At 58.4% G+C, this 17,351-nt stretch carries 13 protein-coding genes, 2 tRNA genes and 1 pseudogene; 13 read left to right on the top strand and 3 right to left on the bottom strand.

What is annotated here, in order from left to right; all coding sequences use genetic code 11:
* Positions 1–305: 305 nt before the first annotated feature.
* The 8 genes from BMX17_RS20715 to BMX17_RS25395 all read left to right on the top strand — a co-directional run bounded on the left by BMX17_RS20715 (position 306) and on the right by BMX17_RS25395 (position 4,686).
* A tRNA-Arg gene (locus tag BMX17_RS20715) sits at positions 306–382 on the top strand.
* 64 nt (positions 383–446) lie between these two features.
* Entirely contained in the window at positions 447–1,976 is a 1,530-nt protein-coding gene (locus tag BMX17_RS20710; RefSeq protein WP_092663697.1) for a TROVE domain-containing protein, read from the top strand.
* A gap of 25 nt (positions 1,977–2,001) precedes the next feature.
* A tRNA-Gly gene (locus BMX17_RS20705) sits at positions 2,002–2,076 on the top strand.
* Positions 2,077–2,221: 145 nt separating this feature from the next.
* Positions 2,222–2,524 (top strand): hypothetical protein, encoded by a 303-nt coding sequence (locus BMX17_RS20700; RefSeq protein ID WP_092663695.1) that lies wholly within the window; start codon positions 2,222–2,224, stop codon positions 2,522–2,524.
* 159 nt (positions 2,525–2,683) lie between these two features.
* Positions 2,684–2,905, top strand: a complete 222-nt coding sequence (locus BMX17_RS20695; RefSeq protein ID WP_092663693.1) for a DUF7557 family protein — start codon at positions 2,684–2,686, stop codon at positions 2,903–2,905.
* Complete coding sequence (locus BMX17_RS20690; RefSeq protein WP_092663691.1) at positions 2,902–3,300, top strand: type II toxin-antitoxin system VapC family toxin; 399 nt, start codon at positions 2,902–2,904, stop codon at positions 3,298–3,300. The genes BMX17_RS20695 and BMX17_RS20690 overlap by 4 nt, the downstream gene beginning before the upstream one ends.
* A gap of 103 nt (positions 3,301–3,403) precedes the next feature.
* Entirely contained in the window at positions 3,404–3,757 is a 354-nt protein-coding gene (locus tag BMX17_RS20685) for an Hsp20/alpha crystallin family protein (protein ID WP_092663689.1), read from the top strand.
* 407 nt (positions 3,758–4,164) lie between these two features.
* Complete coding sequence (locus BMX17_RS25395; protein ID WP_139203625.1) at positions 4,165–4,686, top strand: hypothetical protein; 522 nt, start codon at positions 4,165–4,167, stop codon at positions 4,684–4,686.
* 337 nt (positions 4,687–5,023) lie between these two features.
* Here BMX17_RS25395 and BMX17_RS20680 read toward each other — a convergent pair whose 3' ends face one another.
* The gene (locus BMX17_RS20680; RefSeq protein WP_170845502.1) at positions 5,024–6,589 is read right to left on the bottom strand and encodes an ATP-binding protein; all 1,566 of its coding nucleotides are present in this window, start codon (positions 6,587–6,589) and stop codon (positions 5,024–5,026) included.
* 327 nt (positions 6,590–6,916) lie between these two features.
* On the opposite strand from BMX17_RS20680, the gene BMX17_RS20675 reads away from it, so the two are divergent.
* The 4 genes from BMX17_RS20675 to BMX17_RS20660 all read left to right on the top strand — a co-directional run bounded on the left by BMX17_RS20675 (position 6,917) and on the right by BMX17_RS20660 (position 12,428).
* Positions 6,917–9,025 (top strand): vWA domain-containing protein, encoded by a 2,109-nt coding sequence (locus tag BMX17_RS20675; protein ID WP_092663685.1) that lies wholly within the window; start codon positions 6,917–6,919, stop codon positions 9,023–9,025.
* 7 nt (positions 9,026–9,032) lie between these two features.
* Complete coding sequence (locus BMX17_RS20670) at positions 9,033–10,814, top strand: HEAT repeat domain-containing protein (RefSeq protein WP_092663683.1); 1,782 nt, start codon at positions 9,033–9,035, stop codon at positions 10,812–10,814.
* A gap of 70 nt (positions 10,815–10,884) precedes the next feature.
* The gene (locus BMX17_RS20665) at positions 10,885–11,385 is read left to right on the top strand and encodes a CRISPR-associated ring nuclease (protein ID WP_092663681.1); all 501 of its coding nucleotides are present in this window, start codon (positions 10,885–10,887) and stop codon (positions 11,383–11,385) included.
* Positions 11,385–12,428, top strand: coding sequence for a PIN domain-containing protein (locus BMX17_RS20660; protein WP_092663679.1), 1,044 nt, complete (start codon positions 11,385–11,387; stop codon positions 12,426–12,428). Before BMX17_RS20665 ends, BMX17_RS20660 begins: the two co-directional genes overlap by 1 nt.
* Before the next feature lie 347 nt (positions 12,429–12,775).
* Here BMX17_RS20660 and BMX17_RS20655 read toward each other — a convergent pair whose 3' ends face one another.
* Positions 12,776–14,842: an AAA domain-containing protein gene (locus tag BMX17_RS20655; RefSeq protein WP_211611406.1), complete on the bottom strand. Its 2,067-nt coding sequence runs from the start codon at positions 14,840–14,842 to the stop codon at positions 12,776–12,778.
* 290 nt (positions 14,843–15,132) lie between these two features.
* The gene (gene tnpC, locus BMX17_RS20650; protein ID WP_244515073.1) at positions 15,133–16,530 is read right to left on the bottom strand and encodes an IS66 family transposase; all 1,398 of its coding nucleotides are present in this window, start codon (positions 16,528–16,530) and stop codon (positions 15,133–15,135) included.
* 527 nt (positions 16,531–17,057) lie between these two features.
* Here tnpC and BMX17_RS20645 point away from each other — a divergent pair.
* A pseudogene (locus BMX17_RS20645) lies at positions 17,058–17,351 on the top strand (IS5/IS1182 family transposase); the annotation flags it as partial.

Below are 17,351 nucleotides of genomic sequence, written 5' to 3'. Positions count from 1 at the left end.
GTAATGTCCGGACAAAGGGAGCGTCCCGACACCGGACCCCGCTCCGATTGTTTCCCGGTCGCCACCACTCAGGTGACCGTCGAGACGGGGCGTTCCTTCGCTTGTCACGCACCCGAGCCGTAACGGCTCGCACGCCCCGTCGATCTTCCGGTCACTCACACTCATCCGGTGGTCGTCGAACCGGCGCGTTCCTTCGCCTCAAGAGCCGGAGATCCGGGTTCGAATCCCGGGGGCGGAACCTCCGCCCTGGTGTAATCTGGTAGCATGCTGATCCACACGCGCCGGTGATTTTCCGACCACTGCCTGCCCTCGTAGCTCAGCACGGATTTAGAGCACCGGCCTTCGAAGCCGGGTGTCGCAGGTTCGAATCCTGCCGAGGGCGTTCGCTGCCCGCGGTCCCCGCTGGCAGTCAGTCTGGAGCCGTCTGTTACGGCTCCGGTGGTAGTATGAAATTCAACGACACCAAACAGACACTCGCGGAGTCGACACGGACGACCAACCACGAAGGTGGTGCGGCGTTCGCGCCTGCCGATCCGCGACTCGCCCTGTACAAACGAACGATCAACCAGCTGCTCGAAGACTCGTACTACGAGTCCGACGAAGCACATCTCGCGGCCATCGTCGAGCGATTCGACGCCGCGGCCGACGACGACCCAGAGTTCGTCCTCAAACTCGCTGCGTACGCCCGGCAGGAACTCTACCTGCGTGACGTGCCGCAGGTACTGCTCGTGCTGGCGGCCAACGACGACCGGTTCAAAGACGACTCCGACGAGTCGCTGATCCGCGAGTGGACGCCGTCGATCGTCCAGCGGATGGATGAGACGGCGACCGCGCTGGCAATTCACGACGACCTCTTCGGCGGCACCGCGCCGTGGCCGCTCCGGCGCGGTATCGAGGACGCCCTCGTCGATATGGCCGACGCTTACACGCTCGGGAAGTACACGCTTTCGCGGCGTGAGGTGACGCTACACGACGTGTTCAACCGCGTCCACCCAACGCCGGTCGACGCAGACCAGGAGGCCCTGTTCGAGCGGTTCATGCGTGGCGATCTTGACGACTACCCAGAAGTGGAACCGCTTCCAGCCCCGAACACCTGGGAGACGGTGATCTCCGAGCGCGGGAACACCCGTGAGGCCTGGGAGACACTGATCGAGGATGAGGCGTACACGCTGCCGATCTTCGCGTCGATCCGGAACCTCCGGAACATGCTCGAGGCCGGCGTCGACGAAACGACGATCGTCGACCACCTCGACCTCGAAGCGGTGCGCCACGCCCCGCTGTACCCGTTCCGGTACTACCAGGCCTACAAGGCCCTCCAGGCGGCCCGGATCGACGCGCCGGCCGTCGAACGCTGGCTGGAACAGGCCATCGACGTGGCCGTCGAGAACGTCCCCGACGGCCTCGGCGAGACGTTCGTCGCCGTCGACCTCTCGGGGTCGATGGACGCCACGCTCTCGCAGAACGGCACCCTGCGGTACAAAGAGATCGGCTCGCTGTTCGGCGCGATCCTCGCCGACCGGGGTGCCCGCGTCGGCGGTTTCGGTGACGACTTCCAGGAAGTCCCGATGCACGCCGACGCGCCGGTCCTCCAGCGACAGGACGCCCTGCTGGGCATCGACGGCGAGGTCGGTCACTCGACGAACGGCTGGAAGGCGCTGCGACATCTCCGCGAGGAAGGCATCGCCGTCGACCGCATTGTCGTGTTCACCGACATGCAGATCTGGGACTCCCGAATCGGGTTCAGCGACGACGCCGCGACGGTCCGTGAGGAGTTCGACGCCTACCGAGACACGGTCGCGCCGGACGCGTCGCTGTACCTGATCGACCTGGCGTCCTACGGCGACCTCGTCACGCCAGAGGGCTACGAGGACGTGTACAACGTCTCCGGCTGGTCGGAGACCGTTCTTGAGTACTTCCAGCACGCCGAACAACCGATGCAGGTCATCGACGAGATCGATGCTGTCGAACCGGTGTAGTGCGGATTCCAATTTTTCGAAGTGCGCGCGAGTGGTGTAGCCTGGCCGATCACGCGGCCTCGCCAGGGCCGAGACGAGCGTTCGAATCGTTCCTCGCGCATCGGAGTGTGGCTCGCGGTGTCGACCGCGCGGCTCGCGGCTCGACGCGTCGCGTCTCGCCGCTCGCACCGACCGAGAATCTCCCTGCGAACCCATCAGTTCCCAAGGGTCGATTCTCGCGCCGCTCTCCAACGGAGGTGACACACATGGCAATCACAGACACCGATACTGAACAGACCACGACGACCGTGACGGCAGTGCTGGCCGTCCGAATCCCCGACAGCGCCGGGGCTGACCTCGCGACCGACGCCGAACAGCGGCTCGGTCGCATCGAGGGCGTCCGCGCGGTCACCGTCGATGGACTTCGCGGTCTCGAACCGCGGTTCACCGCGACGCTCGTGACCGTCGGCGTCACTATCGAGAGCGCCGCGTCCGTCGAGGATCTCCGCGAGCGGCTCTCCGACGCGGTCTGTGTCGACAGCATCGACCGACTGGTGGCCGACGAGTGATAGTACTCAGTCGGAGGCTATGAGTGGTATTCTACTCGACTGTCCCAAAAGAGAAATCCCACCAGGGAGGCTGAAACGTCACTTACAGTGTTTTTGCGTCATGCCGCCAGTGCCAATTGCGGCGTAACACCTACAGTGGGCGAATACGTTGTATTCAACATGAGCAGTTCTATCCGGATCTCGGAAGAGACCAAGCAAAAGCTTGAGGCGAGAAAACGAGAGGGGGAGTCGTTTGATGACCTACTGGACCGACTGGCACGGACGGAGAAAGATGTCGAGGAAATGGCTGGATTCGCCGATGAAGGGGTCGGCGAGCACATGAGACAAAAGCGCGAGGAGCTAAACGAGTCGCTCGAAGAGCGGAAAGAGCGGTTGGAATGATTTGCCTTGACAACGACGTCCTTGACGGTTTTGTTCGGCCACATCCTGACCCCGATGTTGTCTCGTACTTGTCGAACCACCAGACAGAACAGTGGATCGTGCCCGCAGTCGTCCTCTACGAGTTCCTGAGCTTCTACAACCCATCAATGCAGAACCGTCGACGGCAACAGCTGAAAAAGCGTGTTGATGAGATCGGAGCATTCGACGCAGACGCCGCTTCCGAAGCGGCAGAGATGGAGTCAAAACTTCAGAATGTGGGTACCTCTCTTGACACCGCTGATCTGCTCATTGCGGCGATCGCCCGAGAACGGGGTGCAACGCTTGCGACCAGAAACAAGAACGATTTCGACAAACGATCGATCCATCAGTTGATGGATGTCGACATCGTTCGATAGTTTAGACGCCTGTCGGTCGCAATTCGCTGCTGAACCCAATCAACTCACGACTACGGTAGCCCTACACCGAAGTCTTATCCGCTTGATGGGCCTATAACCAGTGATGAGACGGAATCCGGACGACGATGACAATCCGTTCGGCGATCTCTTTGGTGAGATCAACGACATGATGTCTGGGATGGCTGGCGAAGAGACGGAGCCTGTTGATATCCACGAGTACGACGATGAACTCCGTGTCGTCGCAGATATTCCAGACGCCAGCGAGGAAGCGATTGATATCCAGTGCGACGGGCGGAACCTGGCGATCCGTGTCGCACGGGACCCACGACCGGTCATCAAGCGCGTCGACCTGCCAGCGTACGTCGACGATCAGTCCGCGGAGATGAGTTTTAATAACGGCATCCTCGAAGTCACACTCGAGCGGACGAACGATCCTGCGAATATCGGGTTCCAGTAGAGCGGAATCGAAAAAAAGCTCGAGCTTCCCGATTTTCTGTAGTCTACTGTGGGTTACTCGGTGAGTAATACGATCCTCTATCACTCGGATATTGATGATGGTGTTCGTGCCAGTCGAGACCGTGGGCAGGGGCGATCCAGAACTGGTAGCAGATTTGGCCGGATATGAGCAATGATGTGGAGACTTGTTTCTCACAGAGGACAACGAATCTCGTTCTCCAAAGGCGACTACTCGACAGTTCAACACGCTCAATGCACTGCTGGAACCAGACAAAACCGGCTACCGTGAGAAGCTAGATGACTGGATGCGAAAGGTCCGCTCGTGAGTAACGGTAAGTCGCTCCGAGAGACTTCTATGTGTGAGTAAAGAGGGAATGTTTTATCCAATTATCTAACTATCGGAAATATATGTCTAATTCAGATAAACCATCGCCTCAAGAACGGAAAACAGCATTCATCAAGAATTTGAAATATCGTACTGAAATCCAAGATGTGGTCAAAGTAAGAGGAAGTGAATGGAAAGTAAATACGAATGTGGGAGAGTGTACGATATATCTCCACTATTACAAGTGGTTTAGGGAGCCTGAAGGTCCCCCCGGATATTTCCAAGGTTCATGGGAGAAGACCAAATCAGCGAATCAGCCGTTGTATCATGTTTTCTTAGGTCCATCCGATCAGAGTGTTCGTGTAGTACCTAACAATGTTTTGATGTCACCGAAATTTGATCTAATACTAGACCATGCTGGTGGTGACAAATGGCGGTTAAATGTGAATTCTTCATCAAACAACACAAGGCTGGAAGATTATACTGATCTTAGTTTGATCACGAGAATTGAAAAGCCGGAGGTTGATTATCAAAACGAGAGGGGAGAAGAACTTCAGAATCTTGCTAAAGATATCTTAGATTCTGAAACCGACGACGGTACGTAGCTCGGTATTATAATCTGTCTAAATACCGGATAAAATGCTGAACTCAGCCTCTGTATCTCGCACGCCGTTCTTAGCAAATGTAATCCATTTGCCAGATTTATTTCATTCCGTTTTTCAGTACCAAGCGGATCGAAAGGGGTAAGCCAGGTGAAAAACCGGTGTTTGATATCTCTCATCAGAATAACTGGTCATACTCCCTTATTAACTGTCTATCGAGCTAAGACTCCCAATATGAAACAGCAGTTCGATTCAGTACTTATATTTTATAAGTCGGATCTGGCGCGAACCGAACTTATCCCATGTATCCAAGGATGTCGCTAGAATGGACAATTCATTGCTAGCAAAGCAGGAGATACAGCCAATACGGGAGTTCGATGATACCGTTCCGAATCTCACTGATCGGATCGGAGCCACGGATTGTGTCGCCGGTCAGCACGAATCCGACTGGAGCGTCGTAGGAACTGGAGAATTCCTCGACGGCTGCCAGTGTGTCGTCGCGCTCGCCGGGCCGGTAGGCTAGGCCGACGGGGACTGGCGTCCCCCCGATTTCGAAAACGAAGTCGACCTCGCCGTTCCTGCCGCGCCAGTACTGGACGGTCGGGTCTAGGTCGTTGCCTTGCTGGATGTTGATACCGTACGCGAAGCGCATCGTGTGGTCGAACGCGGCGACGCGTGCGAGTTCCGCCTCCCGGTCGAAGTCGTTCCGGACGGTCATTGGGTCGCCGTCGGCGAGTGCCGTCACCAGCCCAGTGTCGCGAAGGAACAGTTGGACGGATCGGGGGCGGCTGTTGTCATACTCGGTGACGCCGGTCAGCACGTATAGCTCGGCGAGTGCCGAGAGGTAGCTGTCGGCGATCGTTCGCCGATCCACGTCGAAGAGGTCGACGAGTTCCTGGTAGCGAATAGGTTCGACACCGCGATTGCGAGCGGCGAGCGCACAGAGGCGTTCCAGGTCAGCGATGGTCTTGATCGACTCGAAGTCCGGGACCTCCTGGTAGAGCGCGTTACGAACGTCGTCGCGTAGTCGCGCGTAGTCGTCGGCGGTGAGGTCTCGCGCTGACTCTACGACGCCCTCGCGCTCGTAGCTGATGACGCCGCCCATTGCGAGGTACTCCACGACCTGTGATTGAATGCGGCGGGCGTCGGCCGCTACCTGTTCGTACTTGCCTTCGATCTCGTCGATCAGCGGGCCGACATCTTCGGTTTCGATCGCTGCTGAGAGGCTACGTTCGCCTGTTCGCAGTGAACTGGGGCTGACGCGGGTGTCACCTTCTTCGAGTTCGGGATACACCGAGAAGACGTAATCGCGGAACTTCTCGGGGAGGACAGGCTGGGTGTCGTAAGCGTCCTTGTCGAAGCCGACACGGTCCAGTTCGCGTTCGACCTGGAGGCCGGCGCTGGCCGTGACGACGACGTGGCGGTCCTGGTTGTCGGCGAGTAACTCTGAGACGACCGTTCCCCAGCCGTCGACTGCGGGTTTGTTCGGGTGTTCGATCCGGTGAACGTCGTCGAGCAACACGATTTCCTGTTGGTCATTATCCGCACGGCCGAGGATTCTTGTCTCGTAGTAGCGGATAGCCTGTCGGAGCTGGTCGTCGGAGTCGAGCTGGTAGAGTGGGTCGGCGTCGAAGGGGAGGTATAGAAACCGCTCCGGTGGGTCACCGGCTTCGATCCGGTGCTTGATGAACGCGTGCAGGAGCGTTGTTTTCCCGACGCCGCCGCGACCGACGAGTGCGAACAGCTGCTGGTCCTCGACGCGGTAACCTGCTTCGTCAGGACGCGCTAGGTGGTAGAAGTCGCTCTTGTGGCGGTCAGGTAAGGAAAACGCGGCTGCTCCCTTGTCCCACCAGGGGTTGTGATCGTGTAGCGATCGAATGAGGCTGTCGCCCGCGTCGAGAGCCATGTGGAATTCTCTATCGATGGCCACGAACTCCATTGTAATGGCTTTTTTGACCGAACTAACGTCGTAGAAACGACGATTTCTCGTTGGGAACTGACGGAGCCACACCTCTCTATCTGCGAAATTCGATAACCTACACTGTAGTGTGTGTTATAGATATAAGAGCGACACCGACGTATCGACTGTCGACAGATTTAAATCATTATAGCGAAAACCAATGTATGTATTCGGACGATAAGGAACACAGCGGTGTTGGTTATTCGCAGCGGATCGCGTGTCAGCTCGTCGAACGCCCGTCGGTCGCCCGGGGCACGGCGGCCAGTCCGATCAATGAATTCGAATCACACTGACCTTCGCGACGGAGTGCGCAGCGATCTCACCGTCGAGTTCGTCACACAGCGTACACTCGAAAGCAGCTACGAGACCGTCCAACGTCTCGTCGTGAGTACCGACGACGGGAAAGAACACGAACTGCTCGTCACTCCGGCGCGGAGCCCGATCGGCGGCCTCGAAACCGGCAACCAGTACGACTTCCACGATATCGTCGGCTGTGCACCCATCGACACAGCCGGATCTGCGCCCGCGGAGTGCCCGGACTGTGGCGACCGACTTCGAGAGGGAATGACGGCGGACGCCGTCAATGAGGCGGTCGCTGAGGCATCTACGTCGCTGGACCTCACGGACGTGTTCGGTGTCGTAGACGAAGAGACGACTGTCACGCCGGTGCGCGACGACGACACGAACGTCGACGACTGGCAACCGCGCCCCCAGAATAACCAAACCCAGGCCGTTACCGCTCCCGACTACGTCTGTGACGCCTGTGGGCGGCACGTCAGTCGGCGCGAACTACGCAGCCACGAAGACACTACGGCCGACGAGGCAGAAGTGATGCATAGTCCGGCCCCAACGGCCAGCGCTGATGTGGCCAGCTCGGAGACGGTCGGGCTGGCGGCTGGCGGGGCGAAAGACGTCACGAACTTCCGGGAGAACGTCGAGAGCGGCTACACGCCACAACCCGAGGCGATCAGCGACGAGGGGCTGTTCTACGACTACTACTTCGAGACGGGCGCGCCGACGGAGACGGATGCGCTGTTCGCGCCGCGATACGCGGCGGCCGTGAGCGAACACCCGATTTCCGGTGAAACCGAGCGTTATCTGTCGGTCGGGCTGGACTCGACGCTCTCGGTCGCGGAGTTCGAACGCCCCCGGCTGGATCTGGTCGCCGTGCTCGACGTTTCCGGGTCGATGAACAGCGAGTTCGACGGGTACTACTACGACGAACACGGGCGGAAAAGAGAGGCCGAGAACGACGCGACGACGAAACTGGCAGCCGCCACTCAATCACTGTGTGCGCTGACCGAGCAACTCCGCGACGACGACCGGCTGGGTGTCGTGCTGTACAACAACCGGGCGCACGTCGCGAAACCGCTCCGGGATGTCGGATCGACAGATATGGACGCGATCCGGCGGCACATCCGCGAGGTCAGTGCGGGCGGCGGAACGAATCTTGAAGACGGGTTCGAGGCCGCCTGGGACATGCTCGCTGACGGCGAACCCCGCGAGGACCTCGAACGGCGCGTCGTATTCATGACCGACATGATGCCCAATATGGGCGCAACCGGCGAGACCGAACTCACAGATCTGTTCGCTGACGCGGCCAACCGCGGCATCCACACGACATTCATCGGGATGGGACTGGACGCCAATGCCGAACTCGCCGACGCGCTGACGGGGATTCGGGGCGCGAATTACTACTTCGTTCACTCGGCGGCGGAGTTCGAACAGCGGCTAGGCGAGGAGTTTGCGTACATGGTTACGCCGCTGGTCTACGACCTTGGCCTGGAACTTGAGACCGACGAGTGTGAGATCGCCGCCGTGCACGGCTCCCCATCGGCCGACGACGCGACCGGGGAGCTGATGCACGTCACGACGCTGTTCCCGTCAGCCAAAGACGACGGGGAAGCCCGCGGCGGCGTGGTTCTGCTCCGATTGGATGGCGGAGCTGGGGCGGTGAACGTCGACCTGGTCGCGTCGTGGACCGAACGCGACGGGAGCGAGCACTCCCAGCGGGTGACCGTCGCGCTCCCCGACGGCACGGAGTCGTACGATCACGACGGCGTTCGGAAGGCCGTCGCGCTGTCCCGCTACGCCAGGGAACTCCGTTCTTGGGCGCAGAACGTCCACGAGCGTGCTGCGTCGACCAACGGCGTCGACGACTGGCTGCTGTCAGACCAGCGGGGCGAGCACGAACGCGAATCCGTGCCGCTGGCGGTCCCTGAGGAGTACGCTGCTCGGTTCGAGCAACTCCGATCGTACCTCGACAACGAGATGCACGCGGTCAGCGACGACGACATGGATCAGGAACTGGCGCTGCTCGACACGCTCCTCGAGCACGGTTCGAACAGAAACCCCGACATGAACCAGGAAACCGAGAGGTAATTCACCGATGCACGTGTTCGCCTTCGATCGCGACTGGACCGTCGACGTGAACCCGCACCCGCGACACGAGGCCGTGCCGCTGGAGTGGGTCCGGCATCTCGCCCACGAGACCGACCACATGGTGTACGCGATCGGGAATCAGAACCTGGCCGAGGAAGCGGCGATCCCCGGCGTGGTCGACGTCGTCGGTCGGCACGCTGACAACTGGGATGAGTGGCTCGGCGGCAAACAGCCCGATGGATACTACGAACGATTCCCGACGCGTCGTGAGCGCTTGTCGCTCATCGCCGACCTGCATCCCGATGCCGACGAATACGTCGTCGTCGACGACCTTGACCTGGGTGACGTTGTCGAGTGGGACCACTACCACGCCTGGGAGTTCGTCCCAGCAGTCGAACGCGGCGAAATTCATCCGGACCTCCCCTGGGTTCGTGAGCCAGTCGCTGACGGTGGGTATCCGACAAGTGCCGGCATCATCCCGGTCGACGCCGCCGATCTCGCGGAGTTCATCGACGAGTATGCTGACGCGCCGGCGTTCGAACTCAGGTACGATGATGAGGGTTCGGAGCGCACCTACCTGTTGGCCGACATATCGGTGATCGAACGGACGGTCGAGCGCCCAGCTGCTGCACCGGCGATTCGGTGTTACCCAACTTCGCCGCTTGCAGAGCCGTTCTCAGTGCGCGTCGACGCCGTCGAGCAGTTGTCGACTGTCGACCCACCGGCAGAGGCGTTCACTGCGGCCGCCGAGACGCCAACCGAACGCGCGACCGCGCTCCGGCGACTTGCCGAGGCGAAACCCGACGCAGTCACTGTCTCAGCGGTCCTCACGCTGCTGGACAATCAAAACGAAGACTCCCGGCAAGACGCGCTCAGAGCGTTGCACATTCTGGCAGAGGACCGCCCCGAGGACTGCACGCCAGCGATTCCGATCCTCCGGTCACTGTTACAGCGTGACGATCTCGCCACGCCAGCCGATGCACTCGGAACGCTCCAAGCGATCGGCGACACCGACCCTGCTGACATCGCACAACTGGCCGACGAGATCAGGGGGTATCTCGGTGCGGCCGACGACACGGTTCAACGCGAGGCCGTCCGATGTATCGCCGCGATCGCAGACGGTGATCCGGCCGACGCCGTCGACGCTGTCCCCGCGCTCGCAACCGTCATCGAAGACCAGGCCGACGGGTTGCCCTATGCAGTGTATGCACTCTCCTGTGTTACCCAGGAGTTTCCGGAAGCAGTCGAACCGGCGGCCGGTGCGCTCGGTGATGTGATCGCCGACGCCACGCACCCGGATCCCGTCCGGTTGAACGCGACCGCAGCACTCGGGCGCATCGTCGGTGAACACCCGGCCACCGGACTCGACACCGTCGACGATGTCGCAGGCCTGTTCGATGCCGACAATCGCAAGCTCAGAAACAACGCCGTCGGACTGATTGGTGACGTCGCCACGGTCCACGCCGATGTCGTCGAACCATACACCGACGACATCGGTTCGTTGCTGACCGTCGACGACACGTACACGCGGATCAACGCGAGTGCGGCGCTCGCTCGCGTCGCCGAGGACTTCCCGACCAAAGTGGCCTCGCTCGCTCCGCGATTTCGCACGTTGCTTGACGATGACCACCCAGTCGTCCGGAAAAACGCGTGCTGGGCGCTCGGTCACCTCGGCGACGACACGGCACTGTCGAAATTGGAAACGGTCAGCGAGACGGACGACGACGAAGACGTTCGGTCCCGCGCCATGTGGGCTATCGCTCAGATCGAAGCTGCACACGATCCGTAACCGAGCGAAGACTCTTCTGACAGAGCGCTGAACATAGCCCAACTACTCGGCGTAGTCCTCATTCCTACCAATGTCATCATCAGACTCAGACGGTACTCCCAACTACTGGATAACGACCGCGAGTCCGACGATCGAAGCCGTCGTGAACCCACTGACGGCGGCCTGCACCGGAGCTGGGTACGTCCCCGATGTCGTCCGGATCTTGGACAATCCCACCGTCCGCGAGAGCAGTGCGCGAGCGGCCGAGTTGGCGGGAGAGATCGTCGCCGCACACGCGGGTGAAGAACCCGACATCGACCGCATCACGATCGACTCCGAACGCGAGTTTGAAGCGATCGTCGACTACCACCGACATGCGGTCAATGATGCTCACGATGACGGTGCAACGGTCGCAATCGACGTGACACCCGGTCGGAAGTTCATGTCCGCGATCGCCTTCCAGGCCGGCATTCAATTCGGCGCCGACCACGTATATTACCTGCATCTCCACTCCAGCGACTACTACAATCGAGTCTATCCCGAGATTCCCAGGCCCGGTGTAGACCTCGTCGACTTCACGGAGGTCTTCTAATGATACTGGCACGCTCCTCCCTGATGTTACTGCTCAACGGGTTGTACGACCTCGGGCAAACCACGATCACGGTCGAACATCCATCGGACGAAATCGGGGAACTACTGCGGATCCGACTCGACGACACGACCGAGGCGACCGTGAGCGTCACCGCCGATCGCTACGAGTACGAGGACCGACGCGCTGAGGTTGAGCGCGAGTACGGTGACGCCGCCTACGACGACTTGCCCGACCCCCAGACATATGTGCGGACGCTGATCGCCGGCGGGCTGTTCGACGTCGCCAACAAAGACGAGATCTATGAATTTCTCCGTCGACACGGCACGCCGGACCTGGAGGCTGGACATGATCCTGTGATGGCCGGGATCGACACCAACCTCTTCGGCTGGCAGATGCCCTCGGTTCTGGACCTTGATCCCGGTGCCAAGCAATACGACCAATCCAATGGCAGACCGCCCGTGACCGGCTTTGTCCTCTCTTCGGGCGTCAAAGAGGAACTGGACTGGCACTACAAGCACTACGACACCCGAGAGCTGACGCGAGCGTTCGGCGACGAGTTCGAGCGTCTGGACAACCAGCCCGCCGGGGAGAACCGTGAGGGGTTCCTCGGACTGTATCAGTTCCGCCGATTGATGGCACGACGACAGACTGATTTCGCGTACAGCGACACCGGTGACGGCGAGATCGTCCAGGGATACGTCAACTACCAGAACGAACACCGGAAGGAAGTCCTGCTGTTCAGCAACGACACAGGCTTCGTCGAACGCGCCAACGATGCGGGCGTCAAAGCTCAGAAGGTCGCCTTTCCGGCAAACGTTCAGAAGCGGGCCACTGTCCAGTGGGAAACGGTGTGTGAGCTGCTGTACGTTGCAGCTGTCATCTTCGGTGTCCTCGTGCTTCCGAAGGCGACGCTGTATGGGGTTTGGAATGGTAAAAACGGCACCCACTGGAAAAACCAGGATCTGGTCATTGAAAACCGGAGCCCGAAACTCGAAGCGCAACTCGACCGTGATAGCCGAATTGTCGACGCGTACGATGGGTGAGGTTCCTGCCTGGATCTGTTTTATAGGCTTGAGTCCTCGGCGAGACTGTGGTTCTATGCCGGCGTCGTCGTCTTCTCGACTTGGATATATTCGAAGCGAGTTGGGTCGGCGATGCCCGAGCTAATGTGATCCACTCTGTTGTCGTTCAGCGACCGATTTCGATCGCCGTCAACAGCCGTTGGGGTAGCCGCGTAAAGATTCGGGGTTCTATGCCTGCTCATTATTCACATCCAGCGTTCACTACTGAGCGGATGTCACCAACAAAAACTGTAGAATAAGTGAGAACAATCACTTCTCTGTAGTGGTTTCCCACATTCAATGACACTCCTAGCAGACCCTATTTCATTCTACTTCTCCGTCGTTGCGACCGTAATCCGACCCGATGGTATTCCAGCTACCCAGTCAGCACGCTCCCAGTCAAATACACCGCCATTCTCACCTGCATATTCGATATATCTTCGGAGGTGACTCCCTCCAGGAGCATTCGAGCGAATCTTTGATCTGTTCCCGACCATGATGAACCGCTGTTCTGGTCGTGTCGCAGCGACATTGAACCGGTTTGGATTCCCAGCAAACTCCAATCCGCCGCGTTTTGTATTGACTGCACTGAATACAATCACGTCCCGTTCTCGGCCCTGAAAGCCGTCAACAGTCGAAACTTCAACCCTCCCGAAATCTGTGAGTTCATCAGCGATAAGACTTCGTTGACCACGATACGGTGTGATAACACCGACTTCATCTGGTGCAACAGCGCCAATATTAACGAGGGTCCTCACGATCTCAGAGACAACACCTACTTCTGTAGGATTCACCGTTCCGCTGAACTGCCTCCGCCAAGCCTGTTCGCCACCAACATCTACAACCGTTACCGGTGGCCCAGCTGCGACTGCCGCAGCCTTTGTTTTGTATCTGTCATTAAGATCCCGTGTGAATCCCTGAGGGCAACTGTCTGCGACGGATATTTGTTTATTATAGACCTGCTCTTGAGCAAAACCAATGATATCCTCATGGCTACGATAATGATGGTCCAACCATTGTTCACTGGTATGGCGGTTCCGAAGGAATGCAAACAATGAGGCGTCCGCAGGCGGGCTCCCATCAGAAGTAGATGCTGTCTTGATAACCGGTCGTAGCTGATTGTGATCCCCCACTACCACCCACTTTTTCGCGTTGACCATTCCCAGCAAGCCCATCGGGACCGTGATCTGACTCGCCTCATCAATAATCACCGTGTCAAAATTAACGCTGGCCAGTCCACCAAGGTGGGAACGGATTATGGTTGCACCAGCGATATCAGCATTGCGGGTTGATTCTGCTTCTGCCTTGTCTTGAAGCTCCCGTACATTCCGCCGTGCCTCTGCCAACTGAGATTGCTTACTGTCAAGCTCAGCAGAAGATGGGTTCTCTGCTTCCCCCAAATCGCTGATTCTCGATTTTAACTCGTCAACCTTTGTCAGAAGCTCAGTGACTTGGGTATCATCACTATTGGCCATGACCTTCGATAGCATCAACTCCTGAGATCCCTTCGAGAGTTTTTCCGGACGGCCGGCACGAACCACATGATGCCGATCCTGGGATGCAAGTTTCTCAATAACGTTGTCGACCGCGATATTGGTATGCGAGGTGACCAAGACGCGCTCACCGGCTGTTGCCAACTCATCCGCAGCTTTTGCAATCACTTCCGTTTTCCCAGATCCCGGTGGGCCAACAACGACCGAGACATCCCCTTCGTCAAGACCAAGAATCTCTGCAAGGACCTCCTGCTGAGACGGATCAAGCTCGAAGTCATCAAGACTTTGCCAATCCGTTGGTGTCGCCCAGTCACCGCTACTGAGGCTGGATTGATCCAAGGTCTCGAATAATTGAGGCGCATTCACAGCAAGTTTCTCAACCGCCCCGTCAGGGTTGCTTGCTGTCAGCCAGTCACTGAAGCCCCGGCGCATTTCGAATAGGAAGCCGAGCTGCTGCGTAATCGCTATATTTGACTCTGAACTACAAATTGTCACTTCCTGTCCCTCAACAAAGCTAGCGGCAGGCGAGTTCCCGTAGTCCACTTGGATATCCTTGTCATCAGTATTGACAACTCGTCCGATGGTATGCAACCCATGTTCTGTGATATGCCCGATACGCCCGCCTGATTCTACCCACCCTGGAAGGGACTTCGTCGCCCGTAACACGAGGAATTGCTCGCCTTTGTTTTGACTGATGACACGGACATTCAATTGCTGGCGCCATCGTGACTTCCCTTGTTCTTCACCTTCCGCATGCACCAGTGGCGGCCACCCAGGGAGTCGCGCCCCGCACTGATCACAGCGGTACTGGAATGGCTGTGGAAGATTCTCACCACAATTATCGCAGAAGTAGTACGGAGACTCATCAGCATGATGCGTTTTTTCAATTCGTTTCAACTGCATCGTGTCTGGCCCGTCTGTACTGTCAAGATGAGCAAAGACAGAATCGTCACCTTCGCTGTTTTCAAAATACGTCCTGACACGCTCAACCTCAGCTTCGATCGACGGTGTTGCAATCTCCTTTAGAAATGAATCGATATGGGATGCGAGGATGCTGAAGCCAGTAGCATTATCGCTCCCAGTAAAATCGATGACCTCATTCGCAACACAATGAAGTGTGGCTGCAACAGCTGCCTCAGACCCATATTGCTCTTTGCAGAATGTAATTCCCTTAGTAGGATATTCGTACGTGTTTACCTCGAGGACGCAACAGCGGGTACAGCCTGAGCTCGTGAAATCATCTCGTTGTTTCGAGCGATTCGCTTGAACTCTTCGTAGGGATTGCGTCCCTGCTGGCGGCAGGTCGCCAGCAGGGACAGCAGCGTCTCATGCACGAACATGCCGCGGTCGTTGCGGAGCGTTCCGATGAGTTTCCGGAGAACCACCGGCTCACGAAGCGCATTTTCGGCGGCGTTGTTCGTCGGAGAGACCGCTGGCTCACCGACGAAGGTGAGCCAGTGGTCGAGACCTCCTTCGATCTTGCCGAGTAGTGTTGCCACTGGTCCGTCGGGAACTGACCGCTCTATCAGCGATTCAAGCTCTCTCCGCGCTACACGCTGGAGTTCTGCTCGCTCACGCACGGTCAAGTCGCTCTCCAGCCGAGTCTGGAGAGCGACGTACAGCTGTGTGAGAGCACGATAGATCGGTTCGCCTTCCGCCTGCTTCTCGGCGGCGTCTTCAGCCTCACGGAGAATATGTGCCCAACACCGCTGGAGGTTGCTGCTGAAGGCCGGATACGCCGTCCAGCCATCACAGACCACCGTTCCCGCGAAGTCCTCGCCGAGGACTTCTGCGGGAACATCACTCCCTCTACTCTCCCTGACCGCGTACAGCGTGTGGTTTTCGGTGGTGAATGTCCAGATCCACGCCTGTTCGCCGTCGCGTTTGATGCCAGTCTCGTCAACGTGGACAACGTCGGCTTGCTGGATCTGGCGGCGGATCTGCTCGTACCCACAGCGACCGGCGCGCGCAGCGCGCTCGGTCGCGTGCCACGCGGCCGCGCCCGACAACTCCAGTCCGTGGAGTTGCTCGAAACGGTCGCCGATCTTCCGGTAGGGAAGACGGTGATCGTACCGAGAGAGTGCTGCCTGTGCGACGACGTTCACCCCGAACTGCCCCTCATCGGGGCAGTCGGGGTGTGAGGCGACAGTCTCAGCACCACAGGAGTGGCACTCGTAGTAGTGGCGGTTGTACTGTGTGACCTCCGGTGGCTGTGGATCAGGGAGTTCCTCGACGAGTCGGGGGCTGACGCCCGCCGACTCGTCGAACCGTTCACCGCACTCTGGACAGCAGTCGCAGGTGACCTCGATTTCTTCGTCTGGATCAGGAGCGTCGCGCCATTCCGGGTCATGTCCGGATTTTCGGCCGGGCGTGCCACCGTCAGTACGTGGTTGTTCGTCGTCCTCGTCCCCGCCGGACGAGGACGACTCTTCTTCATCGGCTTGTTCCTTGCTCGGTGGCGAATGCGGTCCCTCGTACCACCGGAGCCTGGCTCTCAGCCGCTTGTTCTCTTCACGGAGCTTCTCGTTTTCTTCCTCAAGCGCAGCCAGACGTTCAAGGATTTCTTCCTTGGTAGGCTCCGAAGAAGTCATAGACAGGCGAGACGGGATGGTCTCCGGCCTGGAGACCATCCCTCAGAAACGTGAATACTCGCCTGGCGCATCAATCTACGACACCAATTGGGCCGCCCCTACGAGAGACTGACGGAATCGGTCTCGGGGTAAACACGTACGGATATTCTTTGAGCCATGTCCGTCGACTGCCGAACCCGTCCGGGATTTCAAAGTTCAGAAATGGGGGTGCGTTCTGAACGAGATAGCCACCATCAGCCAAAATATTGACCCGTAGCATCTCCTCATTGGGGACACCCAGCTCATCACCAAATTCCTGCAGCAACCGCCATGAGACCATATCCGAAAAACTCTCACCGGGCCGATATAAAGGCCGGTGCCGTTCCGTCAGGTGAATTTTCCCTACTTTATGTACAATCTGTCCACTGCTGTATAATACTGAGATGGCTCATCCAACCGAGTATAAATCGAGTGGGTCATCAATTTGATTTCTCACGGCTCAATTGAATCCACAGACGGCGCCGGGATAGGTCGTTAGAATCACGGGTATGAAGCGGGAGAGTAATGTTATGCCCAACACCCTCTTCCGCTTCGTGAGGCAAGTGGCTTCACTCGCTCAAAAGCTTACTGACGCTGCGCTGATGGAACTGAGTGATCCAGCCGGCAACGGGTTTGCCGGCTGGAAGCACGCAGTCTTGCTCTATCTGCGCGAACATATGAGTGCAGAATACAAGGAAGTCCTCGACTGGGCCGAAGAGATGGAGCGTGTTCGAGCGGTATTGAACCTTCAACGCGGGGAGTTTCCCGCGCCTTCGACGCTGTGTAAGGCGTTCAAACGGGCA

This window comes from Halorientalis persicus, assembly GCF_900110215.1.
In the GTDB taxonomy this organism is placed as follows: Archaea; Halobacteriota; Halobacteria; order Halobacteriales; family Haloarculaceae; genus Halorientalis; species Halorientalis persica.
The sequence above is the reverse complement of the archived record's forward strand: the minus strand, read 5'-3'. Positions and strand labels throughout refer to the sequence as shown.